Source organism: Mesorhizobium sp. WSM3860, from assembly GCF_002294995.1.
Lineage (GTDB): Bacteria > Pseudomonadota > Alphaproteobacteria > Rhizobiales > Rhizobiaceae > Mesorhizobium.
Genome location: NZ_NSGF01000001.1, coordinates 256,576 through 281,467 on the forward strand (window position 1 = coordinate 256,576; position 24,892 = coordinate 281,467).

Sequence of the window (24,892 nt, forward strand, 5' to 3'; positions counted from 1 at the left end):
GAATGCTGGCGGGTTATCCCGATGTAGGGCGGTGTTCGGCACCGCGCAACAACAGGATCAGTAGGCGCTGCAGTCCTGCGCGACCGCCGTCTGGGTGCTGGCGGTGATGCGGCCGCCGACGACGGTGAAGGTCTCGCGCATCAGCGTGTCGTTCTCGGGGAAATCGTAGCAGGCGAGCACGGTGGTCTCGCCCTTCTCGCTCTTCTCAATGCGATGGCGGATGGCGGCGCCGGCAACCGCGCCTTGCCATTCGTCGATCGAAGCGAGGAATTCCTGCTTGTCCTGGACGACGCCGACATCGTCGAGCTTCATGTGCACGTCTTCGGAAAGCAATTCGGACAGTTCGGTGCGGTCGGCGACCAGGAGCGCCGAATACCAACGGTCGATGACGGCGCTGTCATCGGCGCTGGCGCTGATCGTCGCGGACAGCAGCAGCGCTGCCGCAAGGAAAAACCTACACCAGATCCGGTCCATCAGCCCTCCATCAAAGCTCCGGCCGCTCGAAATCGCCGGTCTCCTTGTTCATCACCCAGAGCTCGCCAGTCGAGATGTCGAACCAGGCGCCGTGCAGGGTAAGCCTGCCCTTGCCCTCGAGGATCGAGACGCAAGGGAAGGTCCTGAGATTGGCGATCGAATAGCGGATCGAGATGCGCTCCAGCGCCGTCTGGCGCTCGGTCGCCGTCATGAAGGTGCTGGACGACACGGTCTCGGCAGCCGGCGCGATAAGGCTCATCCATTTGCCGATGAAATCGCCGGGTGACAGCGGAGCAAAGTTGGTGTCGAGCGCGGCGCGGATGCCACCGCAGCGGCCATGGCCCATCACCACGATGTTCTTCACCTTCAGGCTCTGCACGGCGAACTCGAGCGCGGCCGAGGTCGAGTGGAACTCGCCGTCCGGCTCATAGGGCGGCACGAGATTGCCGACATTGCGCAGCACGAAGAGCTCGCCTGGCCCGGCATCGAAGATCGCTTCGGGGGCCGAGCGGGAATCGCAGCAGGCGACGATCATGGTCTCGGGCGCCTGGCCCTCGCGCGCCAGCGAGCGGTAGCGGTCGCTTTCGGCGGGATAGCGGCCGCTCATGAAGTTGCGATAGCCAGTCAGCAGATGTTCGGGAAGGTGAGGCATGGGCGGCTAGAGCCTTTCCGAGGGTTTGGGGCGGCAGCTCGTTGCGATCGAGAAAGCCTCTAGCGGCAAAAGCCGGTCGCGGGCAATGCCGAATTGCGGATGGCGGCGTCGCAAACGCGTGTGCGGGCCGCACCCATCGTTATGCCCAGATGGCGACCTGAAGGCCGAAGCGGTCGGTAAGCGGCGGATCGGGCGAGGGCCGCGCTTCGCCGCTTGCGATGCGGTCGGCGATCAGCATCATGGCCGCCGCGTCGAGGAAGTCGTCGCTGGCGGCACCTTTCGGCGGCGTCTGGTCGAGGAAGGCCTGGTCGTAGCCGTGCCGGCAAAGCAGCGCCTTGCGCTCCTCCATGCCGGCCGGGTTGATAGCGCCCTTGATCTTCTTGGGCAGCATCATCGCGGTGCCGCCGTTCAGCCGGCAGAAGGCGACTTCCGGATGCGATTCGAAGATGCGGCCGCGCAAGTCCGGTCGCGCGATCAACAGCTGGTCGATCTCGCGGATCTTCGAAAAAATACCGAACGCCTGGATGGAGACGCCGCGCGGCGGATCGGAAGTCGTCATCGCCACCTCGCTTGCCCGCCGGTGACCCGCATACCAAGCCTCGACCGTGGTGAAGTTGCCGGTATCGGCGTAGAGCGCCGCGCGCGATGGTATGGCAAAGACGCTCGACTGCCGTGCTCCGAGCAGCGGCCGCACCAGTGCTTCCGGCCCGCGGCCGCCGCGGCTGGAAAAATCCGGCAAGCCGATCGGCATGTCGACGGCGATCGTGGCATCGGGCAGGGCGTGCAGCAGAGCCTCGAAAGTCGCGAAGACCGACGCCGATGGCGGCGCGCCAGGCTGGCGATGGACGGCGATCCAGCCGACCTTGCAGCCGTCGACGCCGGCCAGGACGCTGCCGCCTGGCTTCACGCCCGCTTGTCCCGCCCGGGGTGGAGGAGATGGCGAAGCTGCACCATGGCCATCGGATGCGACAGGCTCTGCGCGTCGGTCTCGAGCTGCAGCTCGTCGCCGCCGCGTTTCGCCGTGCGCGCCAGAATCTCGTAGACGGCGGCGGTGGTCGACTGCAGCGCCTTGGCCGCCGGCTGGCCGGAAAGGATGCGGGCGAGATAGACGGCGGCAGTCAGGTCGCCCAACCCGTTCGGCGGCTTCTCGATCAGGCGGTGCTCGGCAAGCAGCGCCTGGCGGCCGTCGAGCAGGAAGTTGCCGGTGCCGCCCGCCATCATCGAGGGTGCCGAGGTGACCAGCATGGTCGAAGGGCCTGCGTGGAGCGCCGCCGCCGTCACCGACTTGATGTCCGGCAGCGGCGCCCCGGCCATCCATTCGAGCTCGTAGCGATTCGGCGTGGCGATGTCGGCAATCGGCATCAGCCTGTCGCGCAGCGCGACGGCCGTCGGTTCCGGCACATAAAGCCCGCCCGAATCGCCCATCACCGGGTCGCAGACATAAAGGGCATTCGGCGTCCTCGCCTTGACGGCCGCAACCAGCGAAGCGACGGCCTCCGCCTGGCCGGCCTCACCGAGGTAGCCCGAGAGCACCGCGCTCACCTCGCCCAACCACGGCGCGCGCTCGAGATCGGCCAGCAGCGCCTTGAACTGGTCGAGCGGCGGCATGATGCGGGTGGCGCGGCTGTGGCCTGGGTGCCAGGGCAGGATGACGGTCGGCACCGCCCAGACCGGAAACCCCAGCGTCTCCAGCGCGAATACCGCGGCGCGGTTGCCGACCGAGCCGCGGGCGACATGGCTGGAGATGACGATGACCGCGCGCGGCGCGTCGGTTTTTTCAGCAATCATGGAGTTCGCTTCCTAGCCACCCTGCGTGGCGGCATACACCAGCCAGACCAACAGCCCAATGGCGATGATGAGGCCGAGCGTTCGGCCAATGCGGGTGCCCCAAACTTCGATCGGATCGGAGCGGTCGGCATCCGCTGCGGTCACGTGGTCGCGTGCGTCCTTCGCGGTGCGGGCGACGAAGGATGCGCCGCCCGGCGTCGTTTCGCGCGCCACGCGCTCGAGGATGCGGCGCGATTCCTTCTCTTCCTCGTCGTCCCGGCGCTGCGCCATGGCAAATGTCCCTTCCAGCACGGAGCTTAGCCTGTCCGGGCACGCATTCACAGAGGCTCGCGCCGCAGACCAGAGCGCTGCCACGACCGGGTCATTTTCTTGCGCACGGATTGTGGTAATGCTTCGCACGCAACGTCTGTCGAGGGGACCAATCATGTTAGCCGAGCGCCTTCTTCCACCGTCCGCTTTCCGCAATTTGCAGGCCTTGCTGATGATGGCCTTCGTGCTGCCGCTGCTTGCCGGCTGCGGCTATAACACCATCCCGACGGCGGAGGAGAATGCCAGGGCGGCCTGGAGCGAGGTGCTCAACCAGTATCAGCGCCGCGCCGACCTGATCCCGAACCTGGTCGAGACGGTGAAGGGCTATGCCTCGCACGAGAAGGACACGCTCGACGCGGTCGTCCAGGCGCGAGCCAGGGCGACGCAGATCACGGTGACGCCGGAGACGCTGAAGGATCCGGAAGCCCTCAAAAAATTCCAGGATGCCCAGGCCGGGCTGACGGGCGCGCTGTCGCGGTTGATCGCGGTCTCGGAAAACTATCCCGACCTCAAGGCCAACCAGAATTTCCTCGCGCTGCAGGCACAGCTCGAGGGCACCGAGAACCGCATCGCGGTGGCGCGTCGCGACTACATCCAGGCGGTCAGGGAGTACAATCTGACGCTGAGGACCTTCCCGTCGGTGCTGTGGGCGACATTCTGGTTCCGCGGCAACGAGCCGTTTGCGAACTTCACCGTCGAGGAAGACAAGATGCAGGTGCCGAAGGTGGATTTCGGCACGAAGCAGGGCGGGTGAGCCCTCTGGGTCTACCGAGCTTACAAGCCTTGAGTTCCGTCGCACCCCCCTCTGGCCTGCCGGCCATCTCCCCCGCAAGGGGGGAGATCGGCAGTTTCATTGACGGCGCCTCTCCTGCGACGTGGGCGATTGGCGAAGGCCAAGGCGACGTCCAATCTCCCCCCTTGCGGGGGAGATGGCCGGCAGGCCAGAGGGGGATGTGCCGGAGCGCCTTCGTCGGCGTTTTGCTAGCGCTTCTCCTCCTCCCCCTCGCTGCCCCTGCCGCCGACCTGCCCCCGCTCACCGGCCGTGTGGTCGACAATGCCGGCATTATCGATGCCGGCACGCGCGCTGCGTTGACCCAGAAACTCGCCGATTTCGAGAAGAAAGGCTCCGACCAGATCGTCGTCGCGACCATCCCCACCCTCGGCGGCGAGGAGATCGAGCCCTACGCCAACCGGCTGTTCCGCTTCTGGAAGCTCGGCCAGGCCAAAGAGAACAATGGTGTCCTTCTCCTGGTTGCGCCGAACGATCGCAAGATGCGCATCGAGGTCGGCTATGGGCTGGAAGGCACGCTGACCGACCTGCACACCAAGCTGATCATCGAGAACGACATGGTGCCGGCCTTCCGCGCCGGGGACTTCTCCGGCGGCATCCGCAAGGCCGTCGACGACATGATCATGGTGCTGGAGGGCAATCCGGAGGAGCTCGAGGCGCGCGGCAAGCGCAACGAGCAGGCGCCGTTCAACTCCGACGACCTGTTCTTCGCCATCTTCATCACCATCTGGGTGCTGATCTTCTTCGGCAGCATCGCGCTGACGGTGCTGCCGCCGATCTTCGGCCAGAAGATCGGGCCCGGCCGCTACCGCTGGCTCGGCATGACCTTCGAGCCCAGCCGGCGATCCTCCGGCGGATGGTCGTCCGGTGGCGGCTGGTCGTCGGGCGGCGGAGGCTGGTCCTCCGGGGGCGGTGGTGGCGGATTTTCCGGCGGCGGCGGTTCGTCGGGCGGCGGCGGCTCTTCGGGGAGCTGGTGAGGGACCATGGCAACGCGACCGATCGGCCCCGAGGACCATGACCGCATCGCCGAGGCGATCCGTGCTGCGGAAGCCAGGACCGACGGCGAGATATACTGCGTCGTCGCGCGGTCCAGCGACAGCTATTTCTTCCCAGCTGCTTTCCTGGCGACGATCGGCATGCTCGTCGCCAGTCTCATCGTCGCCTGCGGCCTTGAGGCGTGGTGGCTGACGATACGGCTGCCGCATTTTGTGTTGGCCGAGCTGCTGGCGCTGGCCTCGATGCTCGCCCTGCTGTGGCTGTGGCCCGGCTTGCGCATTCACCTCGTGCCGAAACGGCTGCGCTACCAGGCGGCGCATGCCAATGGGATGAAGCAATTCCTCGCCCGCAACGTCCACCGCACCCAGGCGAGGACGGGCGTGCTGATCTTCGTTTCCATCGCCGAGCGCTATGCCGAGGTCGTTGCCGACAGCGGCATCGATGCTAAGGTCGGCCAGCATGTCTGGGACGGCGTGGTGCGGGACCTCACAAACCACGCCGGCGACGACCGACTCGCCGACGGTTTCGCCAAGGCGATCGAATCGGTCGGCGCGGTGCTCGCCGAGCATTTTCCGGTCACCGCCGGCGACAGCAATGAATTGGATGACCATCTCGTCGAGATCTGACGGAACTGGCTGAAAATCTGCTCTGCCGGGGACGGGTGAGGGCTGGTTTTCGGCGCCTCCGATGCCCCCAAGCTCAATTGTGTGAAAGCGCGGGCGCGACAGCGCGGACTCTTTGCAGTCGGGCCAAGCGGGTTTATGATTAACAAATCATGAAGACGTTGACGATCGACATCCGGAAAGCCGACCCTCGCGATGCAATGGCCATCGCGGACGTGCACCAGGAGGCATGGCGCGGCGCCTACTCCGGCATTATCCCGCACCGCACGCTGACGGCCATGATCAACCGCCGCGGCCCTGACTGGTGGGCGAACGCGATTCGCAAGGCGGCAACCGTGCTGGTGGTCGAGATCGGCGGCACGATCGCCGGCTATGCCACGATCGGCAGGAACCGCGCCCGCGAGCTCAGGCAGCAGGGCGAGATCTACGAGCTTTACCTGCGTCCGGAATATCAGGGCATCGGCCTTGGCAGCAGGCTGTTCAAGGCGGCACGGACGCGCCTTGCCGACCACGGCCTCAAAGGCCTGGTAGTATGGGCGCTGGAAGACAATTACAACGCGCTGTCATTCTATGCCGGCAACGGCGGCCGCGACGTTGCCGAAGGCGTCGAGGTCTTCGAGCAGAAGGCGCTGAAGAAGGTCGCTTTCGTCTGGGAATGAAGGCCGCAACTTAAAACGTGTTGCGGTGACGCGCTTCAAGTCTTTGTTTGATGCATATCGTTCGCCCAAAACCGCCGCGCAGTTTTGGGCGACATGCATTGGGTTACAATCCATCACAAACTGTGCGCTTCCATTAGCGTCCAGTGCTATTCGCCGCATTGCACCATGAAGCGCCGCCCGCTATCGATCTCACAAATCGAGAGAGGGATTTGAGCATGCGCATCGAAGCCGTATCGGCAGGGAAGAACCCGCCCGAGGACATCAACGTCATCATAGAGGTGCCGATCGGCGGCGAGCCGATCAAGTATGAGATGGACAAGGAGGCCGGCACGCTGTTCGTCGACCGCTTCCTCCACACCTCGATGCGCTATCCCGGCAATTACGGCTTCGTGCCGCACACTTTGTCGGGCGACGGCGACCCGATCGACGTGCTCGTCTGCAACACGCGTGCGCTGGTGCCGGGCTGCGTCATCAATGTGCGGCCGATCGGCGTCTTGATCATGGAAGACAATGCCGGCCAGGACGAGAAGGTGATCGCGGTCCCCTCGCCGAAGCTGACGCTGCGCTACGAGAACGTCACCGAATACACGCACCTGCCGGAAATCACCCGCCAGCAGGTGCAGCACTTCTTCGAGCATTATAAGGATCTCGAACCCGGCAAATGGGTCAAGATCGAGGGCTGGCACGATTCCGAATATGCCAAGAAGATGATCGTCGAGGCGATCGAACGAGCGAAGGCCAGCAAGTAATCAGTTATCCACCCGGCCGAAGTCGGGGACGTTGCCGATCACTTCGCGCTTGTCCTTGCCGCAAGCAAAACCCTTCGCCTTTTCGTCGGCGAGCTTGCGGGCCTGGTCATTGGCCTGAGGGTTGCCGGTGGCGAGCACGAGCCCGACTGTGCAGCCCTCATGCTCTTCAGGCTGCGCGACCTTGGCGACGACCAGCACCTCGGTCGGCTTGTCTTCGTTTTCGGGATTGCTGATCTCGCGACGATGAATGACGGCGAAGGGCGCCGCCTTGTCGCCATTGGTTTCGATACGCCACTCGACCTTCGGACCCGCGGTGTTGAGCCCGGAGAAACTCTCCCAGACGGCGGTCATGTCGTCGGAGGGAAAGCCGTAATAAACGGACTCGCGAGCGTCGTCGTAGCCGATCAGCACTGGATAGCCGCGATAGCCGGCGCAGGCGAGGCTCGCCCAGTCGCCGTCGCCTTCTTCCGATAGCGCGTAGGTTACGCAGTCCTTCTTCCAGTCGAGATCGGTGTAGGCGCTGGAAATGTCGCCGGCCTGAGCCGCCTGGCAGAGACCGGCGAGGGCAAGCGGGATTAGAAGCGCACGCATGACGGACCATCCCCTTTGAACCGTTCCTAATTCGCCCGAAGCCTCGCAAAAAAATACAGGGCGTACAACGCGGAAAACAAAGCGGATGCGAGGAATGCTTGATAGTCCATCCAGCAGATTGCGAGCAGTGACAGCCAAGCGGCAAGCAGGACCAACGGGACAAAAACGTCCAGATATAAAAACACCAAAGCGACCGTACATATTGATGCCGTCAGAATGCTTGCCGTTGGGCTGGTGTTGTGTGCCTTGCCAATGAAGTAATTCGCAACCGACGAGATCAGAAACAGGAAAAGTACTCTGCGCAGCACTGCTTCCTTGACCGCGAACTCGTTTAGGTTGAGGACCGTGACAACGTCTTTCTTCTCTTGCTCGCTGATAATCCCCCGATTGCCCTGCCTCACATAGTGGATCAGGAACATCTTCTTGAGATCGTCCACGAGCGTCTGGGCAAGGTTCAAATCGCTACCGTCAATTCGCAACCGCTCATCAACTGGACAGTGCTTGCGGCTGGGGTCGATTACAAGGCCTAGTTCAAGCTGGCTTCAATCAGCAGATCGGCGTTACGGGCGACCGATGCCGCCGGTCCGCCGAGGCCGAACAATTGGCCGCTGATATAGGCGCCCTCGATCAGCAGCAGCAGCCCGTCTCCGAGAGTGTCGGCGTCGGCCGCGCCCATCGCCGCCGCCATGGCGCGCAGGCGCCGGCGCAATTCCTGCTTGTTGTTCTCGCTGACGACCCGCGCAGGATGGCCGTGCTCGGGATATTCGACCGCCGCATTGGTCATGCCGCATCCGCGATAGTCCGGCCGCTGCGTGCGTTTGCCGACGCGGGTGAGGAAAGCGATGATCTGCGCGCGCGGATTGCCAGGATGCGCGTCCACGGCCTCGTCGAACCGCTGCCAGAATTCGAGGTCGTACTTGCGCAGATAGGAAGCGGCGAGTTCGTCCTTGGACGGGAAGGTCCGGTACAGGCTGGGCTTGGTGACGCCGGCGCGCCTGACGATCTCGTCGACGCCGATCGCCCGGATGCCTTCACGATAGAACAGGTCGCGCGCCACGTCGAGGATCTTGTCGGCAGCCTTCGGCGCCGGCGCCGTGCCGGCTCCGCTAATCGACGCTTCAATTTTATTGTCCGATGGCATTCAACAAACTCGCTTGACAATGTTACTGACCGGTACGTATGAATGGCACCGCTCCATTGCAACGTACCGGTCAGTAACATGATAGCTCATTCCCGTCCCTTTGGCCAGCGCTACGCCTTCGTCGTCGTCGCAGTCATCTTCTTCTGCCTGCTGATCGCCGCCGGGCTCCGTTCCGCGCCGGCGGTCATGATGCTGCCGCTGGAGGAGAGCTTCGGCTGGCGGCGCGATGTCGTCTCGCTTGCCGCCGCGGTCGGCATCTTCCTCTATGGCCTCACCGGGCCGTTTGCCGCGGCGCTGATGGAGCGGATCGGCCTACGCCGCACACTGCTTGCCGCGCTGCTGATCATGTCGGGCTCTACCGCGCTCAGCCTGCTGATGACCAAGCCGTGGCATCTGCTGATCACATGGGGGGTATTTTCGGGCATCGGCTCGGGCGCGGTCGCGACCGTGCTCGGCGCCACGATCGTCAATCGCTGGTTCAAGACCAATCGCGGCCTGGTGATGGGGCTGATGTCTGCCTCCAGCGCGACCGGCCTGCTGGTGTTCCTGCCGCTGCTCGCCTCGCTGGCTCAGTCGGGAGGTTGGAAGCCGGTCGCCGTTGCCATCGCCATAGCCACGGCGGCTCTCGTGCCGCTGGTCCTTCTGCTGGTGCCGGAGCGCCCGGCTTCCATCGGCCAGGTGCGTTATGGCGCCGATGCCGACGACGTGCCGCCGGTATCGCCGGCCGCGCAAGGCAATTTCCTGGCGCACACACTGAACACGCTCCGCCGTGCCGCGGGAACCAGGGTGTTCTGGTACCTGTTCGCGACCTTCTTCGTCTGCGGGTTCACCACCAACGGCCTCGTCGGCACACACCTCATCGCCTTCTGCGGCGACATGGGCATCGGCGAGGTGCAGGCAGCCGGGCTGTTGTCGATGATGGGCATCTTCGACCTGATCGGCACGACGCTGTCCGGCTGGCTCACCGACCGTTTCGATCCGCGCAAGCTGCTTGGCGTCTATTATGCCGTGCGCGGCCTGTCGCTGATCTATTTGCCCTATTCCGGCTTCTCGGCCGTCAGCCTGATCATCTTCGCCGTGCTCTATGGGCTAGACTGGATCGCCACCGTGCCGCCGACGCTGAGGCTCGCCAACGAAGCCTTCGGCGACCGCAGCGGCCCGATCGTGTTCGGCTGGATCGTCGCCGGCCACCAGGTGGGCGCCGCAGCGGCGGCGGCCTTCGGCGGCACGATGCGCGAATTGCAGGGCAATTACGAGCTTGCCTTCCTGATCGCCGGCATGACCGGCATCGCGGCGGCCTGCATTTCGCTCTTGATCAACACGAGCAAGCCCGCGTTTGAGCCGGAGCCGCAGGCGGCTTGAGATGGCTTAATCTCCCCGCAAGGGAGATCAGCTGTTCACTGTTATCAAAACTTCATGGTTCCGATATGCGCTTGAAACATTGAGGCTGGAGGTTGGCGGTCCCGTTCAACGCCATCCGGAGACAGCCATGAACAAGCTCTCGTTAACCCGCCGCGCCTTCGTCACCTCGGCCACCGCCTTTGGCCTTGTCGGCGCCTCCGGTCTCGCGCTGCCTTACTATTCCCGCGCCAATCAGCGCCCGGCCTTCACCCACGGCGTGCAGTCCGGAGATGTCGACGCCACTTCCGGCATGGTCTGGACCCGCACCGACCGGCCGGCGCGCGTGATGTACGAAGTGTCGACGACCGAAAGCTTCGCCGACGCCGTCAGGCTGGCGCCGCTCGATACCTCGCCCGCCAGCGACTATACGGTGAAGCGGCTGCTCACCGACCTCGCCGCCGACCAGGACATTTTCTACCGAATGACGGCCGCCGATCTTTCCGACATCAACGCCGTCTCCGAGCCGATCACCGGCCGTTTCCGCACCGCGCCGGCGTCGAAGCGCGACGTGCGCTTCGCCTGGTCGGGCGACACCGCCGGCCAGGGCTGGGGCATCGACGAGACCGGCATGAAGACCTACTCCACCATCGCCAAGCACACGCCTGACTTCTTCCTGCATTCCGGCGACACGATCTATGCCGATGGCGCCATGAAGGACGAGGTCGACCTGCCCGGCGGCGGCAAGTGGAAGAACGTCGTCATGATCGACGGCAAGCGCAAGGTCGCCGAAACGCTGGACGAATACCGCGACCAGTGGAAGTACAACATGATGGACAAGCACGTGCTCGCGCTTAGCGCCATCTGCCCGACATTCTACCAGTGGGACGACCACGAGGTAGTGAACAACTGGTCGGATTCGAAGGACCTCGCCGCCGACAACCGCTACACGGAAAAATCCATCCATGTGCTGGCGGCCCGCGCGGCGCGCGCCTTCCATGAGATGACGACCATCCGCTACGAGCCTTCGGAACCGGGACGCGTCTATCGCAAGATCGCGCACGGGCCGCTGCTCGACGTGTTCTTCCTCGACATGCGCTCCTATCGCGGCCCGAACGGCCCGGACATGGAGGACACGCTGACGCCGAAGTCGCGCATGCTCGGCGAGCAGCAGACGCAGTGGCTGAAGCGGGAGCTGGCGAATTCCAAGGCGACCTGGAAGATCATCGCCGCCGATATGCCGCTCGGCCTCGTCGTCTGGAACGACGCGGCCAAAAAGGCCGGCGCCGAAGCGGTCAGCAATGGCGACAATGGCGCGCCGAAGGGCCGCGAGCTCGAGTTCGCCGACCTGCTGCGCTACATCAAGAACGCCGGCATCACCAACACGGTGTGGCTGACCGCCGACGTCCACTACACGGCAGCGCATTACTACAATCCGGACAAGGCGCAGTTCCAGGATTTCAACCCGTTCTGGGAATTCGTCTCCGGCCCCATCCACGCCGGCACATTCGGCCCCAACGATCTCGACATGACCTTCGGGCCCGAGCTGAAGTTCATCAAAGCGCCGACCGCCGAGCAGGGCCAGAACCTGCCGCCGTCGGCCGGCCTGCAGTTCTTCGGCCTGGTCGACATTTCCGGCGCCACCGAGCAGCTTACCGTGCGGCTGATGGATCGCGACGACAGCGAACTCTACAAGGTCACGCTCGATCCGGTGCGGTCTGCATAGGCTGTGTCGATATTCAGGTGATGCCGGCCTGCGAACGATGGTTTCCTGCGCTTCCGGTGCTCACGTACTTTAAGTACGCTCCGCTCCGGTTCTCGGTAACCACCGTTCTCGGCTCGGCCCGACCTGAATCTCAACACACACTGGGCCAGCAGCTTCAAAGCTGAGCTCGGAATGCGATGAAGAGCGTCAATCCGGATAGCAGGTCGCGGGAATGTTCGGCCAGACGGCGGTGTCGCAGTTGGCTGCCTTCTGGCGCTGCTTGAAGGCGGCGCTGACCGGGCCGGTGACGATCGGGTCGACCCCGTCCGGGGCGTCGGCAAACATCTGCTGCGCGGTTTTGGCATCAGGGGGCGAGGGGTCAGCTTCTCTCAGGGCAGCCGCCGACTGCGCGGCGCCAGCCGCGACAAGCACACCAAGCGCTGCCCACGCAAAAACCGGACGCAATCTGGACATCTGATCGGTCATGAACATCGAACTGCCCGGCCCCTCAAAGGTTCCGCCTTGGTTAACAGAATCATCTCACACCAAGACGTTTAAGAATCAGTGACCATGTATTTGGGGTGGGGCCTCCCCTTTCGCAATTGCGAAAAACCTTGTATGAGCCGCGCAACCGAAAAAGGCGGCGCTTTTGGGCTTGCTGCCTGCAACGCTCCCGAGACCAGACAATGAACCTCCGCAATATCGCGATCATCGCGCATGTCGACCATGGGAAAACCACGCTCGTCGACCAACTCCTGAAACAGTCCGGCGCCTTCCGCGACAACCAGCGCGTCGCCGAGCGCGCCATGGACTCCAACGACCTCGAAAAAGAACGCGGCATTACCATCCTGGCCAAAGCGACCTCGGTCGACTGGAAGGGCACCCGCATCAACATCGTCGACACGCCCGGACACGCCGACTTCGGCGGCGAGGTCGAGCGCATCCTGTCGATGGTGGATTCGGCGATCGTGCTCGTCGACGCCGCCGAAGGGCCGATGCCGCAGACCAAGTTCGTCGTCGGCAAGGCGCTCAAGGTAGGTCTGCGGCCGATCGTCGTCATCAACAAGATCGACCGCCCGGACGCCCGTCACATCGAGGTGGTCAACGAGGTGTTCGACCTGTTCGCGGCGCTCGACGCCACCGACGAGCAGCTCGACTTCCCGATCCTCTACGGCTCGGGCCGCGACGGCTGGGTGTCGGAAAATCCGGAAGGTCCGAAGGACCAGGGCCTTGCGCCGCTGTTCGATCTCGTCGTCAAGCACGTGCCGGCGCCGACCGTGCATCCCGGTCCGTTCCGCATGATCGGCACCATCCTCGAGGCCAATCCGTTCCTCGGCCGCATCATCACCGGCCGCATCGAGTCGGGCTCGCTGAAGCCCAACCAGGCGGTCAAGGTGCTGCACCATGACGGCACGCAGATTGAGACCGGACGTATCTCGAAAATCCTCGCCTTCCGCGGCCTCGAGCGCCAGCCGATCGAGGAGGCCCAGGCGGGCGACATCGTCGCCATCGCCGGCCTGTCGAAAGGCACCGTCGCCGATACGTTCTGCGATCCGGCTGTGACCGAGCCGTTGCATGCGCAGCCGATCGACCCGCCGACGGTGACCATGTCCTTCCTCGTCAACGACAGTCCGCTCGCTGGCACCGAGGGCGACAAGGTGACCAGCCGCGTCATCCGCGACCGGCTGCTGCGCGAGGCCGAAGGCAATGTGGCGCTCAAAATCGAGGAATCGCCGGAGAAGGATTCCTTCTTCGTCTCCGGCCGCGGCGAGTTGCAGCTTGCCGTGCTGATCGAGACGATGCGCCGCGAAGGCTTTGAGATCGCCGTGTCGCGCCCGCGCGTCGTCATGCAGAAGGGCGATGACGGCCAGTTGCTCGAGCCGGTCGAGGAAGTCGTCATCGACGTCGACGAGGAGCACGCCGGCGTGGTCGTGCAGAAGATGTCGGAACGCAAGGCCGAGATGGTCGAGCTGCGCCCCTCCGGCGGCAACCGCCAGCGCCTTGTCTTCCATGCGCCGACCCGCGGCCTGATCGGCTACCAATCGGAGCTGTTGACCGACACGCGCGGCACCGCCGTGATGAACCGGCTGTTTCATGCCTATGAGCCGTACAAGGGCGAGCTGCCCGGCCGCACCAATGGCGTGCTGATCGCCAACGAACAGGGGGAGTCGGTCGCCTATGCGATGTGGAACCTGGAAGACCGCGGCCCGATGATCATCGATCCGGGCGTCAAGGTCTATCAGGGCATGATCATCGGCATCCATTCCCGCGACAACGACCTGGAAGTGAACGTGCTGAAGGGCAAGAAGCTCACCAACATCCGCGCCGCCGGCAAGGACGAGGCGGTGAAGCTGACGCCGCCGGTCCGCATGACGCTGGAACGCGCGCTGGCCTGGATCCAGGACGACGAGCTGGTCGAGGTGACGCCGAAGACCATCCGGCTGCGCAAGCTCTATCTCGACCCGAACGAGCGTAAACGCTTCGAGAAGTCGGCCAAGGTAATGGGCGCGGCGTAAGCCTTTTTAGCAAGCAGTCATTGGGGGAGGGAGCTGTTGCTGCCTCCCTTTTCATTTCAGCCGCGCGCACACGAGACGATTGCGTCGCGATCGGCTTGGCCGGAAAGATCGATGCGGATCACCATGCCGTCGCGCGCCGGCCTGCGCAGGGCTTTGGCGCCGCCCGGTTCGACGGTGAGCAATCGCCGCTCTTCCCAGGCCTGCAGTCTCGACCGCGAGATGCCGAGGTCGCCGGCGAGCAAGCGGTCAAGCCGCAAGGGCGTTGTGGCATCGAGCCGAAGCTCAAGCCAAAGCGCCGTCGCGCATTCCGGCCTGCCATCCAGCGGCTCCTTTCGCACCGTGACTTCGGGACATTCCTCGATCCGTCCGACCCGATTTCTGAGCGCCACGGCATCGAAGCCATAGTGTCGGACGAGCGTCGGATCGTTGCGCTCGAGCGCCGCAAGCAGCGTCGGTGCGATGTCGCGGCGATTGCAGCGTTCAAAAATGGTGCGGTTCCAGGAATTGTCGCAGTCGGTGCAGCGATAGATCAGCCAGGCATCGATGCGCTTGCCGTTGGCGTTGACACGGAATTTTCCGCTGCATCGATAAGGTTTGACGCCGCCGCAGCGGTTGCAGTTGATAACAGGTCGAGGCGCGATTGCGGACGCGATCGCCCAGCGAATACGCAACAGTTGAGACATGCCGATAGGGCCTTCCCGTCGGGAAGTCCCTCAGACCGGCGATGTCGAGATGCCCTCTTTACTTCAGCATAATCTTCCGAAAGCCGGATACCGCTTGTCGCTGGCGCGGACCCTCTGTTCGGGATCATGCCCATGCGGGCACGGTGTGGCGAAAGGCTGTAGTGGTTGGAATCAGGCGCCTGCGCGGTTGCGCGACGGCGGCTCAGCAATGCCAAACCGGTCTCGAACCGCCGCCTGAAGAACACATGAAATGATACAGGTGCCGCCAAAGCTGCGCCTGCGGTGCTTTCGGGAGTAGACGAGACCGGCGGTTACTGAGGCAAAGTGAAACTCGAAATCGGGAAAGGATCGGCCCTTCTAGCCGTGCGACGGCGGGCGGGCAAGAGTATGCCGCCCGCCTTCTTTCACTGTGGCGACTTCGGGCGCTTTGGCGCTACGTCATCTCGATGATCGGCGCGATCTCGACGCTGAAGGCCGGGTTCATCAGGATCGGACAATCCCTGGCCTTGGCGACGGCATCGTCGATATCCTTCGCCTCGATGATCGTGTAGCCGGCGGTCGGATTGCTGCCGCCGTTGTTCTCGACCGCGCCGCCGGGCAGCACCGTTCTCGACATGCCGACTGGATTGCCGCCGTCGATGACTGCCGCACCCAGCTTGTCGTACCAGCCGGTCCAGGCATCCATCGCGGCTTTGCGCTCGGCCTCCTCGGTCGGCATCTTGCCGGAGCCGTGATAGACATAGAGAAATTTCGCCATGTTCTCCTCCCTAGTTCGGCAGCGTCGAGCCGGGATGCGGCAGCGCCGCCTGGCGGTATGCGGCCATGCCGCAATCGTTGATATGCGGGCTAGCCGCAATCCGATATGCGGCTACGCCGCAATCGTTGATCATCGACCCAAACGGCGGGGCGGGCAACGAAAAATTCGAAGTTGCTAATGTGAGGCCGGCGAGCGTCACCTTGCCATGGCGTGGTATTCGGGGTTCGGCCGCATGTCGACCGCTGCCGCCACCCGGTTCGACATGTTGAAGAAGGCGGCGGTCGAAGCGATGTCCCATATGTCGCGATCGCTGAAGCCCGCCTGTCGCAACGCGGCGCGATCAGCCTCGACGATCTTGGCCGGCTCCTCCGTCAGCTTGACCGCGAATTCCAGCATCGCCGTCTCCCTCTCGGGCAAGCCGGCGGCCCGGAAATTCATCACCATCATCTCGCCGAGCGCAGGCTCACCGGAAAGCTGGCGCACCGCCGCGCCATGCGCGGTCAGGCAGTAGTAGCAATGGTTGATCGAGGAAACGGCGACCGCGATCATCTCGCGCTCCAGCTTCGACAGGCCGGACTCGCCCAGCATCACGTCGTTGTACATGTCGGTGAAGGCGCGCAGCTTCTTCTCGTCGAAGGCGTAGGCCAGAAGCACGTTGGGCACGAGGCCGAGCTTCTCTTCGCATTTGGCGAAATAAGCCTTCGTCGCTTCGCTCAGCTCCGCCTTGGCTAGGTCCAGCGCCGTAATCCTGTCGGTCATATCCGTTCTCCTCGCAGGCTGAGCGTCGGTTCGATTTTCTTAAAGCGTCGTCAAACCTTTGTCGCCAAATAGCGCTCATCTGCTACCATAGACCCAAAAGCATGTGACGGGAGGGACTTCACATCATGGCCAGCCTGAAAACCGCAAGCCAGCCGAAAAAGACCAGTCCGGCAAAAGGAGGCGCGGCAAGGGCAGGCGAAAAGCCCGGCAGGCTCGCCGACTATCTCCTCGCCCGCACGCCGGCCGAAGACATCGCCGCCTATGACGTCGCCGACCTCGAACGCGCCGCCGATCTCGCCGGCCGCGCGGTCGCCAGGCACAGAAAGGGCGATTGCATCGTCGCCATAGACGTGGATTCCGGCGTGACGCGCCAGGGCCGGCCGATGACGGTCATCACCGTCGTCAACGACAACATGCCGTTCCTGTTCGATTCCATCCTCGGCGAGATCACCGAGAGCGCCGGCGAGCCGCTTCTGGTCACCCATCCGGTCATCGTCGTCCGGCACGGCAAGAGCGGCATCGAGGAGATCCTCGGCGACGGCGGCTCCGTCAAGGGCGAAACCAGTCATGACCGGCTGAGCGTCGTCCACGTCCATATCGGCCGTCTTTCGGCCGATCAGGCCGAAGCCCTGGCCGGCCGCCTGAAGAAGCTTCTGGACCAGGTGCGCGCCGCCGTCGCCGACTGGAAGCCGATGCTTGCCCGGCTCGATCAGGCCATCTCGGAATTCCGCTACGCTCCGGTGCCGCTCGACAAGGCGCATGTCACCGAGGCGATCGCCTTCCTCGAATGGCTGCGCGACGACAATTTCACCTTCCTCGGCATGCGCGAGTTCAACTACACCGGCGGCGAGAAGAGCGGCATGCTGGAGCGCGCCGACAAACCCGGCCTCGGCATCCTCGCGGATCCCGACGTCCTGGTTCTCAGGCGCGGCACCGAGGCGGTGTCGACGACGCCGGAAATCCGCGCCTTCCTGCATGGGCCGGAACCGCTGATCGTCACCAAGGCCAATGCCAAGTCCCTGGTGCACCGGCGCATCTATCTCGACTATATCGGAATCAAAACCTACACCGCCAAGGGCGTGCTTTCAGGCGAACTGCGCATCGTCGGCCTGTTCACCTCGACCGCCTACACGCGTTCGGTGATGAAGATCCCCTATCTGCGCTCGAAAGCCGAGACGGTCATCGCCAAGTCCGGTTTCAATCCACATGACCATTCCGGCAAGGCGCTGATCAACGTGCTGGAGAGCTATCCGCGCGACGAGCTGTTCCAGGTTCCGGTGCCGATCCTCAGGAAGCACGCCGAAGCCATCCTCGGGCTGATCGAACGGCCGCGCGTCAGGGCCCTGGTTCGGGTCGACCAGTTCGACCGTTTCGTCTCGATTCTCGTCTTCGTGCCGCGCGACCGCTACGACAGCGTCGTGCGCGAGAAGATCGGCACCTACCTGAAGACGGTGTTTCAGGGCCGGCTGTCGGCATATTATCCGGCCTTCCCGGAAGGCGGGCTGGCGCGCGTGCATTTCATCATCGGCCGCTCCGGCGGCAAGACGCCGAAGGTCGAGCCGGCAACGATAGAGGCAGCGATCCGCGACATCGTGCGCACCTGGGACGATGCGCTGCGCGAAGCAGTGTCGGAATCCGGCGCGGATGCAACGCTCACGGCCATTGCCTCGCGCTTTTCGGAAAGCTATCGCGATTCGTTCTCGCCGGCCGTGGCGTTGGCCGATGCCGGACGCATCGCCAGGATCGATGCTGCCAATCCGATCGCCATCGACTATTATCGCCATGCCGACCAGAAGCCGCACCAGGCGGCGCTGAAGATCTATCACCACGGCAGTCCGGTGGCGCTGTCGCGGCGCGTGCCGGTGCTGGAGAACATCGGCTTCCGCGTGATCAGCGAGCGCACGTTCGAGGTTGGCGACGAAGCCTCCGGCATGGTGTTCATCCACGACATGGAGCTGGAGAACAGCTACGGCAAGCCGATCGACCTCGGCGACGGCGCGCTGTTCGAGGATGCCTTCCTGTCGGTCTGGCGCGGCGACGTCGACAATGACGGCTATAACGGCCTTGCACAGACCGCGGGTCTCTGGTCGGGCGAGATCACGATCCTGCGCGCCTACGGCCGCTATTTGCAGCAGGCCGGTATCCCGCAGAGCCAGGATTTCATCGCCGCCGCGCTCAACCGCTATCCGGAGATCGCGCGCGGCCTGCATCAGCTGTTCGTTGCCCGCCTTGGCCCGACCGCCGAGAGCGAGGGCGTGGTCGCCGCCAAGCACCTCAAGGCCAAGATCAAGGACGCACTGGAAGAGGTGCCCAACATCGATGACGACACTATCATCCGCCGTTACCTCAACCTGATCGAAGCCTCGCTGCGCACCAATCATTTCGTTGCCGATACGAAAGACAAAGGACAGTCGCTGGCGATCAAGCTCGATTCGCAGGCTGTCGACGGGCTGCCGGCGCCGCGGCCCTGGCGGGAGATCTTCGTCTACGGCTCGGAGGTCGAGGGCGTGCACCTGCGCTTCGGCCCGGTCGCGCGCGGCGGCCTGCGCTGGTCTGACCGCGCCCAGGACTACCGCACCGAGGTGCTGGGTCTGGTCAAGGCGCAGCAGGTCAAGAACGCGGTCATCGTGCCGGTCGGCGCGAAGGGCGGCTTCTATCCGAAGAAACTGCCGATGAGCGCCGGCCGCGACGCCATCTTCGAGGCCGGCACTTCGGCCTACAAGAATTTCGTCTCCAGCCTGCTCTCGATCACCGACAATATCGGTGTCGACGGCGTCATCCCGCCGGCCGGCGTGGTGCGGCGCGACCAGGACGATCCCTATTTCGTCGTTGCCGCCGACAAGGGCACGGCGACCTTCTCCGATACAGCCAACGCCATTTCCGAGACACACAACTTCTGGCTCGACGACGCCTTCGCCAGCGGCGGCTCGGCCGGCTACGACCACAAGAAGATGGGCATCACCGCCAAGGGCGCCTGGGAAGCGGTGAAGCGGCATTTCCGCGAGATGAACCGCGACATCCAGACCGAGCCCTTCACGGTCGTCGGCGTCGGCGACATGTCGGGCGACGTGTTCGGCAACGGCATGCTCCTGTCACCGGCGACCAGGCTGATCGCCGCCTTCGACCACCGAGACATCTTCATCGACCCCGACCCGGACATGGCGGCCTCGCTTGCCGAGCGCCAGCGCATGTTCGCGCTGCCGCGCTCGTCGTGGCAGGACTACGACAAGTCAAAGCTGTCGGAAGGCGGCGTCATCGTCTCGCGCAGCCTGAAGTCGATTACGCTGCCGCAGGCGGCGGCCGCTGCGATCGGCCTCGCCAAGACCACGGCGACGCCGGTCGAGATCATGAACGCCATCCTCAAGGCGCCTGTCGATCTTTTGTGGTTCGGCGGCATCGGCACCTATGTCCGGGGCTCCGGCGAGACCAATGCCGATGTCGGCGACCGCGCCAACGACGCCATCCGCGTCACCGCGTTCGACGTGCGCGCCAAGGTCATCGGCGAGGGCGCCAATCTCGGCGTCACGCAGCGGGCGCGCATCGAGTTCGGCATGAAGGGCGGCCGCTGCAATTCCGATGCCATCGACAATTCGGGCGGCGTCAACTGCTCCGACGTCGAGGTCAACATCAAGATCGCGCTGGCGTCCGCCATGCGCAAAGGCTCGCTGGCGCGGCCAGCGCGCAACAAGCTGCTTGCCGAGATGACCGACGAGGTGAGCACGCTGGTACTGTCCAACAACTACCAGCAGACGCTGGCGCTGTCGCTGGCGCGCAAGCGCGGGCTGGCCGACATCGCGCACCAGGCGCGCTTCATGACGGCGCTCGAAGCGCGCGGCCTGCTCGACCGCGCCGTCGAGACGCTGCCTTCGCCGGCGGCGCTCGCCGAGCGCGAGGCGCGCGGCGAGCCGCTGGCCAGGGCCGAGCTCGGCGTGCTGCTTGCCTATGCCAAGATCGTGCTCTTCTCCGACATCGTCGCCAGCGACGTGCCGGACGATCCGCATTTCGACCGCGATCTGATGGGCTATTTCCCGGAGCGCATGGCCAAGAAATTCGCCGGCGAGATCCGTGACCACCGGCTGCGGCGCGAGATCATCGCGCGCGTCGTCGCCAACGATCTCATCAATCGCGGCGGGCCGTCCTTCGTCAACCGACTGCAGGAAGCGACGGGCCGCACCGCTGGCGCCGTCGTGCGCACTTTCGCCCTGGTGCGCGACGGTTTCGCGCTGCCGGCGCTCTATCGCGAGATCGACACGCTCGACAACCAGATCGACGGCCAGACGCAGCTCGATCTCTACCAGGCAGTCAGCCGGCTCATCTTCATGACCAGCGGCTGGTACCTGAAGAACGACCTCTCCGCGGCGCCGCTCGGCCAGCGCATCGCCGACTTGCAGGAAGCGCGCAAGGCTTTGGAGCCGAAGCTCATCTCGCTGCTGCCGGCCTTCTCGCGCGAGCGGATCGAGGCGCGGCGGCATGACCTGTTTGAGGGCGGCGCGCCCGAGAAACTCGCCGAAAAGCTGGCGCTGGCCGAGGTCGGCGACCTGATCCCGGACATCGCGCTCACCGCACGCACGGCCAATGCCGACATCGTGAGCGCCGCCAGGGCCTTCTTCGCCGTCAGCGACGCCTTCCGCATTCCACGCGTCGAGGAGGCGGCGCGCTCGATCATGCCGCCGGACTATTACGACCAGCTGGCGCTGTCGCGCGCGACCGACACGATCGGCGCCGCAAGGCGCGGCATCGCGGTCGCGGCGCTCACCGCCCACGGCAACGCGGCGGATCCGGTTGCGGCCTGGCTGGAAGCCGGCGGTGAGCAGGTCGGGCGCATCCGCGAGCGGCTGCAGGCGCTGACCGAAGGCGGCGACATCACCGTGTCTCGGCTGTCGGTGGCGTCCGGACTGATGAGCGACCTGACTGGGATGTGAAGCTTCGGAAGGCTTGGTTCCCCGCCCCCGCCGAGGGGGGAGGTGGCCGCGAAGCGGTCGGAGAGGGTTTCGTAGAGCGGAGTCCTTCTTTGAATACCGACCTATCATAGGTCGGCGCATTCCCCTCTCCGTCTCGGCTTAGCCCAGCCACCTCTCCCCACTGCGTGGGGGTCAGGAGCCGGCGCTTGTTCATTTGCATCACCGCCTGAAAACATGCAGACATGGCGCCCGACGCAGGCGGAGCCGGGGGAATCATCATGGCGGTAGAGACAGTGCAGCGGGCGTCGGGGCGCGGCATCTGGGGCTGGATGTTCTTCGACTGGGCAGCGCAACCCTTCTTCACCGTCGTCACCACCTTCATCTTCGGGCCGTACTTCGCCTCACGCATGGTCAGCGATCCGGTCGTGGGTCAGGCCGCCTGGGCCTGGGGCATTGCCGCAGCCGGGCTGGTCATTGCCGTGCTTTCGCCCATACTGGGCTCGATCGCCGACCAGACCGGCCCACGCAAGCCCTGGATCGCCTCGTTTGCAGCGATCAAGATCATTAGCCTGACGCTGCTTTGGCTCGCCGCGCCCGGCTCGAGCGTATTCCTGATCGTGGCATTATTCTCGCTGGCCTCGGTGGCCGCGGAATTCTCGACCGTTTTCAACGATTCCATGATGCCGCGGCTGGTGCCGAAGGCGGAGATCGGCAGGATCTCGAACATCGCCTGGGGGCTCGGCTATCTCGGCGGCATGATCGCGCTCATTTTTGTCATTCTGTTCATGGCCGGCAATCCGGAAACCGGCAAAACGATCATCGGCCTCGATCCGATCCTGGGGCTCGACCCGAAGCTCGGCGAAGATGCCCGCGCCACCGGGCCAATGTCGGCAGGCTGGTACTTTCTCTTTATCCTGCCGATGTTCTTCTTCACCCCGGACGCAGCCAAGGGCATACCGATCGGACCGGCAGTGCGCGAGGGTTTGTCGGAGCTGAAATCGACGCTGGCGGAGGCACGGAAGCGCAGCGGGATCTTCCGATTCCTCGTCGCCCGCATGATCTACCAGGACGGGGTCAACGCGCTGCTTACACAGGGCGGCGTGTTCGCTGCGGCGATGTTCCACTGGTCGATCACCGAGATCGGCATCTTCGGCATCATTCTCAACGTCGTCGCCATCTTCGGCTGCTGGATCGCCGCGCGCCTCGACACCGCGCTCGGCTCGAAGGCCGTGGTGATGATCGCGCTGGTGATGTTGACCGTCGCTACCGCCGGAATCATCTCGACCGGACCGGGCTTCACGCTGCTCGGCCTGATACAGCTCCCCATGGCTGACCCCGGCGGTCTGTTCGGCACCGCGGCCGAGAAGGCCTATATCCTCTATGGGTTGCTGATCGGCCTCGCCTTCGGGCCGGTCCAGGCTTCATCGCGCTCCTACATGGCGCGGAGCGTCACAGCCGCCGAATCGGGTCGCTATTTCGGCATCTACGCGCTGTCGGGACGGGCGACCAGTTTCCTGGCGCCGTTCCTGCTCGCGACGATCAGTTACCTCACCGACTCTTCGCGGCTCGGCATGGCGGTAATCATACTCTTTCTCGGTATCGGCATGGCGATCCTGCTCAGGACGCCATACCCGGCGGACAAGCCGGTGGAGTAGAGATGGTTCGATAATTCTACTCCGCTGGCCGCCTGCCGCGGTTTTCTGCGCTTCCGGTGCTCACGGACCTCAATGTCCGCTCCGCTCCGGTTCTCGAAAACCACACCAGTCGACTCAGCGGAGCGAAATTCTCGAACCATCTCTGCGCCGAAGCAGCACTCAATGCCTGAAGTGTCGCACCCCGGTGAAGACCATGGCGATGCCATGCTCGTCCGCCGCGGCGATCACGTCGTCGTCGCGCATCGAGCCGCCGGGCTGGATCACGGCCGTAGCGCCGGCCTCGATGGCCGACAGCAGGCCGTCGGCGAAGGGGAAGAAGGCGTCGGAAGCGACGACCGAACCCCTGGTCAGCGGCTCGGCAAGGCCAGCTCCTTCGGCAGCATCGAGCGCCTTACGAGCGGCGATGCGCGAGGAATCGACGCGGCTCATCTGGCCGGCGCCGATGCCGACGGTGGCGCCGTCCTTGACGTAGACGATGGCGTTCGACTTGACGTGCTTGGCGACGCGAAAGGCGAATTTAAGGTCGGCCATCTCGGCCGGCGTCGGCGCGCGTTTGGTCACCACTTTCAGTTCGACGTCGTCAACCACCGCATTGTCGCGGCTTTGCACCAGCAGCCCGCCGGCAACCGATTTCGCGACCGTGCCGGCGGCGCGCGGGTCGGGCAGGCCGCCGGTGACCAGAAGGCGCAAGTTCTTCTTCGCCGCTATGATCGCCGCGGCCTCATCGGTGGCGTCGGGCGCGATGATGACCTCGGTGAAGGTCTTCACGATCTCTTCCGCTGCCTCGGCGTCGAGCGCGCGGTTCATGGCGACGATGCCGCCATAGGCCGAGACCGGATCGCAGGCCAGCGCCTTGGCGTAAGCCGCCTTCAGCGTCGCGCTCTCGGCGACGCCGCACGGGTTGGCGTGCTTGATGATGGCTATCGCCGCCGACCGGGCCGGATCGAATTCGCCGACCAGCTCGAAGGCCGCGTCGGTGTCGTTGATGTTGTTGTAGGAAAGCTGCTTGCCCTGCAGCTGCCTCGCCGTCGCGACGCCCGGCCGCTTGTCGCCGGAGAGATAGAAGCCGGCGCCCTGATGTGGGTTTTCGCCATAGCGCATCACCTGGTCGAGACGGCCGCCGAAGGCGCGCCAGGTCGGATGCTCGATCTCAAGCGTGTCGGCAAACCAGCCGGAGATCGCCGCGTCATAGGTGGCGGTGCGGGCAAAGGCCTTCGCCGCCAGCTTCTTGCGGAAATCGAGCGACAGCGAGCCGAGATTCATCTCGAGCGCATTGAGCACCGCGGCGTAGTCGGCAGGGTCGGTGACGATGGCGACATAGGCGTGGTTCTTGGCCGAGGCGCGGATCATCGCCGGGCCGCCAATGTCGATGTTCTCGACGATCGAGGCATAGCCGGCGCCGGAGCGGCGGACCTCCTCGAACGGGTAGAGGTTGGAAACGACGAGGTCGATCGGCTGGATGCGGTGGTCGTGCATCGCTTTCGCGTGCTCGGGGTCGTCGCGCACGCCGAGCAGGGCGCCATGCACCGAGGGATGCAAGGTCTTGACGCGGCCGTCCATGATCTCGGGAAAGCCCGTCAGCTCCGAAACATCGCGGACGGCAAGGCCGGCCCCGGCGATCTCCTTCGCGGTGCCGCCCGTAGAGACCAGCTCGACGCCGGCGGCGGCAAGCGCTTTGGCAAAGTCGATCAAACCGGTCTTGTCGAAAACAGAAAGCAGCGCGCGGCGAATCGGAACGAGGTCGGGCGCCGGAATGTTTTTGGCGGGGACGGCCATGGCTGGCGGCCTTTCAAGGCTGGTTGGGGG

Annotated in this window: 23 protein-coding genes; 10 read left to right on the forward strand and 13 right to left on the reverse strand. The window is 64.5% G+C overall.

Going from position 1 to position 24,892, the window contains the following annotated elements; all coding sequences use genetic code 11:
* Positions 1–57 precede the first annotated feature (57 nt).
* From CK220_RS01390 to CK220_RS01410, 5 genes are all read right to left on the reverse strand, one after another.
* Positions 58–474, reverse strand: coding sequence for a hypothetical protein (locus tag CK220_RS01390; RefSeq protein ID WP_095809842.1), 417 nt, complete (start codon positions 472–474; stop codon positions 58–60).
* Between the two features lie 10 nt (positions 475–484).
* On the reverse strand, positions 485–1,126 hold the full coding sequence (locus CK220_RS01395; protein WP_095809843.1) for a carbonic anhydrase: 642 nt from the start codon (positions 1,124–1,126) through the stop codon (positions 485–487).
* Between the two features lie 139 nt (positions 1,127–1,265).
* Positions 1,266–2,033: a DUF429 domain-containing protein gene (locus CK220_RS01400; RefSeq protein WP_095809844.1), complete on the reverse strand. Its 768-nt coding sequence runs from the start codon at positions 2,031–2,033 to the stop codon at positions 1,266–1,268.
* The gene (gene pdxY, locus CK220_RS01405; protein WP_095809845.1) at positions 2,030–2,914 is read right to left on the reverse strand and encodes a pyridoxal kinase PdxY; all 885 of its coding nucleotides are present in this window, start codon (positions 2,912–2,914) and stop codon (positions 2,030–2,032) included. Before pdxY ends, CK220_RS01400 begins: the two co-directional genes overlap by 4 nt.
* 12 nt (positions 2,915–2,926) lie before the next feature.
* Positions 2,927–3,184, reverse strand: a complete 258-nt coding sequence (locus tag CK220_RS01410) for a hypothetical protein (protein ID WP_095809846.1) — start codon at positions 3,182–3,184, stop codon at positions 2,927–2,929.
* A gap of 154 nt (positions 3,185–3,338) precedes the next feature.
* Here CK220_RS01410 and CK220_RS01415 point away from each other — a divergent pair, with 154 nt between their 5' ends.
* The 5 genes from CK220_RS01415 to ppa all read left to right on the forward strand — a co-directional run bounded on the left by CK220_RS01415 (position 3,339) and on the right by ppa (position 7,040).
* Positions 3,339–3,977: a LemA family protein gene (locus CK220_RS01415; RefSeq protein WP_095809847.1), complete on the forward strand. Its 639-nt coding sequence runs from the start codon at positions 3,339–3,341 to the stop codon at positions 3,975–3,977.
* Positions 3,978–4,174: 197 nt separating this feature from the next.
* The gene (locus tag CK220_RS01425; protein ID WP_176478959.1) at positions 4,175–4,990 is read left to right on the forward strand and encodes a YgcG family protein; all 816 of its coding nucleotides are present in this window, start codon (positions 4,175–4,177) and stop codon (positions 4,988–4,990) included.
* A 6-nt stretch (positions 4,991–4,996) separates the two neighbouring features.
* Complete coding sequence (locus tag CK220_RS01430; RefSeq protein ID WP_095809849.1) at positions 4,997–5,635, forward strand: TPM domain-containing protein; 639 nt, start codon at positions 4,997–4,999, stop codon at positions 5,633–5,635.
* 149 nt (positions 5,636–5,784) lie between these two features.
* Positions 5,785–6,291 carry a GNAT family N-acetyltransferase gene (locus CK220_RS01435; RefSeq protein ID WP_095809850.1) on the forward strand — a complete coding sequence of 169 codons (507 nt, stop codon included), beginning with the start codon at positions 5,785–5,787 and terminating at the stop codon, positions 6,289–6,291.
* A gap of 215 nt (positions 6,292–6,506) precedes the next feature.
* Positions 6,507–7,040 (forward strand): inorganic diphosphatase, encoded by a 534-nt coding sequence (gene ppa / locus CK220_RS01440; protein ID WP_095809851.1) that lies wholly within the window; start codon positions 6,507–6,509, stop codon positions 7,038–7,040.
* Here ppa and CK220_RS01445 read toward each other — a convergent pair whose 3' ends face one another.
* The 3 genes from CK220_RS01445 to CK220_RS01455 form a co-directional block, all read right to left on the reverse strand.
* Positions 7,041–7,631: a hypothetical protein gene (locus tag CK220_RS01445; protein ID WP_095809852.1), complete on the reverse strand. Its 591-nt coding sequence runs from the start codon at positions 7,629–7,631 to the stop codon at positions 7,041–7,043.
* Positions 7,632–7,657: 26 nt separating this feature from the next.
* Entirely contained in the window at positions 7,658–8,089 is a 432-nt protein-coding gene (locus tag CK220_RS01450) for a hypothetical protein (RefSeq protein WP_095809853.1), read from the reverse strand.
* Between the two features lie 68 nt (positions 8,090–8,157).
* A complete protein-coding gene (locus tag CK220_RS01455) occupies positions 8,158–8,772 on the reverse strand; it encodes a TetR/AcrR family transcriptional regulator (protein ID WP_095809854.1) in 615 nt (204 codons plus the stop codon).
* A 78-nt stretch (positions 8,773–8,850) separates the two neighbouring features.
* Between CK220_RS01455 and CK220_RS01460 the strand changes: the two genes are divergently transcribed.
* The gene (locus CK220_RS01460; RefSeq protein WP_095809855.1) at positions 8,851–10,134 is read left to right on the forward strand and encodes an MFS transporter; all 1,284 of its coding nucleotides are present in this window, start codon (positions 8,851–8,853) and stop codon (positions 10,132–10,134) included.
* Between the two features lie 127 nt (positions 10,135–10,261).
* Entirely contained in the window at positions 10,262–11,836 is a 1,575-nt protein-coding gene (locus tag CK220_RS01465) for an alkaline phosphatase (protein ID WP_095809856.1), read from the forward strand.
* A 186-nt stretch (positions 11,837–12,022) separates the two neighbouring features.
* On the opposite strand, the gene CK220_RS01470 is transcribed toward CK220_RS01465, so the two are convergent.
* Positions 12,023–12,289, reverse strand: coding sequence for a hypothetical protein (locus CK220_RS01470; protein WP_245428906.1), 267 nt, complete (start codon positions 12,287–12,289; stop codon positions 12,023–12,025).
* A gap of 212 nt (positions 12,290–12,501) precedes the next feature.
* Here CK220_RS01470 and typA point away from each other — a divergent pair, with 212 nt between their 5' ends.
* The gene (gene typA / locus CK220_RS01475) at positions 12,502–14,331 is read left to right on the forward strand and encodes a translational GTPase TypA (protein ID WP_095809857.1); all 1,830 of its coding nucleotides are present in this window, start codon (positions 12,502–12,504) and stop codon (positions 14,329–14,331) included.
* Positions 14,332–14,387: 56 nt separating this feature from the next.
* On the opposite strand, the gene CK220_RS01480 is transcribed toward typA, so the two are convergent.
* The 3 genes from CK220_RS01480 to CK220_RS01490 all read right to left on the reverse strand — a co-directional run bounded on the left by CK220_RS01480 (position 14,388) and on the right by CK220_RS01490 (position 16,530).
* Positions 14,388–15,014 (reverse strand): DUF1062 domain-containing protein, encoded by a 627-nt coding sequence (locus CK220_RS01480; protein WP_095809858.1) that lies wholly within the window; start codon positions 15,012–15,014, stop codon positions 14,388–14,390.
* A gap of 433 nt (positions 15,015–15,447) precedes the next feature.
* On the reverse strand, positions 15,448–15,771 hold the full coding sequence (locus tag CK220_RS01485; RefSeq protein WP_095809859.1) for a YciI family protein: 324 nt from the start codon (positions 15,769–15,771) through the stop codon (positions 15,448–15,450).
* A 195-nt stretch (positions 15,772–15,966) separates the two neighbouring features.
* Entirely contained in the window at positions 15,967–16,530 is a 564-nt protein-coding gene (locus tag CK220_RS01490) for a peroxidase-related enzyme (protein ID WP_095809860.1), read from the reverse strand.
* A gap of 125 nt (positions 16,531–16,655) precedes the next feature.
* Here CK220_RS01490 and CK220_RS01495 point away from each other — a divergent pair, with 125 nt between their 5' ends.
* Together CK220_RS01495 and CK220_RS01500 are read left to right on the forward strand one after the other, a co-directional pair.
* Complete coding sequence (locus CK220_RS01495) at positions 16,656–21,452, forward strand: NAD-glutamate dehydrogenase (RefSeq protein WP_095809861.1); 4,797 nt, start codon at positions 16,656–16,658, stop codon at positions 21,450–21,452.
* A gap of 257 nt (positions 21,453–21,709) precedes the next feature.
* Positions 21,710–23,086: an MFS transporter gene (locus CK220_RS01500; protein WP_095810247.1), complete on the forward strand. Its 1,377-nt coding sequence runs from the start codon at positions 21,710–21,712 to the stop codon at positions 23,084–23,086.
* Between the two features lie 159 nt (positions 23,087–23,245).
* Here CK220_RS01500 and purH read toward each other — a convergent pair whose 3' ends face one another.
* Positions 23,246–24,862 (reverse strand): bifunctional phosphoribosylaminoimidazolecarboxamide formyltransferase/IMP cyclohydrolase, encoded by a 1,617-nt coding sequence (gene purH / locus CK220_RS01505; RefSeq protein ID WP_095809862.1) that lies wholly within the window; start codon positions 24,860–24,862, stop codon positions 23,246–23,248.
* Between the last annotated feature and the right edge of the window lie 30 nt (positions 24,863–24,892).

What these genes read in the sequence shown, in the direction of transcription:
- purH (WP_095809862.1), bottom strand. Translation starts at nt 24,862, where the DNA reads ATGGCCGTCCCCGCCAAAAACATTCCGGCGCCCGACCTCGTTCCGATT.
- CK220_RS01485 (WP_095809859.1), bottom strand. Translation starts at nt 15,771, where the DNA reads ATGGCGAAATTTCTCTATGTCTATCACGGCTCCGGCAAGATGCCGACC.
- CK220_RS01435 (WP_095809850.1), top strand. Translation starts at nt 5,785, where the DNA reads ATGAAGACGTTGACGATCGACATCCGGAAAGCCGACCCTCGCGATGCA.
- CK220_RS01460 (WP_095809855.1), top strand. Translation starts at nt 8,851, where the DNA reads ATGATAGCTCATTCCCGTCCCTTTGGCCAGCGCTACGCCTTCGTCGTC.
- pdxY (WP_095809845.1), bottom strand. Translation starts at nt 2,914, where the DNA reads ATGATTGCTGAAAAAACCGACGCGCCGCGCGCGGTCATCGTCATCTCC.
- CK220_RS01395 (WP_095809843.1), bottom strand. Translation starts at nt 1,126, where the DNA reads ATGCCTCACCTTCCCGAACATCTGCTGACTGGCTATCGCAACTTCATG.
- CK220_RS01465 (WP_095809856.1), top strand. Translation starts at nt 10,262, where the DNA reads ATGAACAAGCTCTCGTTAACCCGCCGCGCCTTCGTCACCTCGGCCACC.
- CK220_RS01455 (WP_095809854.1), bottom strand. Translation starts at nt 8,772, where the DNA reads ATGCCATCGGACAATAAAATTGAAGCGTCGATTAGCGGAGCCGGCACG.
- CK220_RS01415 (WP_095809847.1), top strand. Translation starts at nt 3,339, where the DNA reads ATGTTAGCCGAGCGCCTTCTTCCACCGTCCGCTTTCCGCAATTTGCAG.
- CK220_RS01410 (WP_095809846.1), bottom strand. Translation starts at nt 3,184, where the DNA reads ATGGCGCAGCGCCGGGACGACGAGGAAGAGAAGGAATCGCGCCGCATC.
- CK220_RS01445 (WP_095809852.1), bottom strand. Translation starts at nt 7,631, where the DNA reads ATGCGTGCGCTTCTAATCCCGCTTGCCCTCGCCGGTCTCTGCCAGGCG.
- CK220_RS01470 (WP_245428906.1), bottom strand. Translation starts at nt 12,289, where the DNA reads ATGTCCAGATTGCGTCCGGTTTTTGCGTGGGCAGCGCTTGGTGTGCTT.
- CK220_RS01430 (WP_095809849.1), top strand. Translation starts at nt 4,997, where the DNA reads ATGGCAACGCGACCGATCGGCCCCGAGGACCATGACCGCATCGCCGAG.
- CK220_RS01425 (WP_176478959.1), top strand. Translation starts at nt 4,175, where the DNA reads ATGTGCCGGAGCGCCTTCGTCGGCGTTTTGCTAGCGCTTCTCCTCCTC.
- CK220_RS01490 (WP_095809860.1), bottom strand. Translation starts at nt 16,530, where the DNA reads ATGACCGACAGGATTACGGCGCTGGACCTAGCCAAGGCGGAGCTGAGC.
- ppa (WP_095809851.1), top strand. Translation starts at nt 6,507, where the DNA reads ATGCGCATCGAAGCCGTATCGGCAGGGAAGAACCCGCCCGAGGACATC.
- typA (WP_095809857.1), top strand. Translation starts at nt 12,502, where the DNA reads ATGAACCTCCGCAATATCGCGATCATCGCGCATGTCGACCATGGGAAA.
- CK220_RS01480 (WP_095809858.1), bottom strand. Translation starts at nt 15,014, where the DNA reads ATGTCTCAACTGTTGCGTATTCGCTGGGCGATCGCGTCCGCAATCGCG.
- CK220_RS01500 (WP_095810247.1), top strand. Translation starts at nt 21,710, where the DNA reads ATGGCGGTAGAGACAGTGCAGCGGGCGTCGGGGCGCGGCATCTGGGGC.
- CK220_RS01390 (WP_095809842.1), bottom strand. Translation starts at nt 474, where the DNA reads ATGGACCGGATCTGGTGTAGGTTTTTCCTTGCGGCAGCGCTGCTGCTG.
- CK220_RS01495 (WP_095809861.1), top strand. Translation starts at nt 16,656, where the DNA reads ATGGCCAGCCTGAAAACCGCAAGCCAGCCGAAAAAGACCAGTCCGGCA.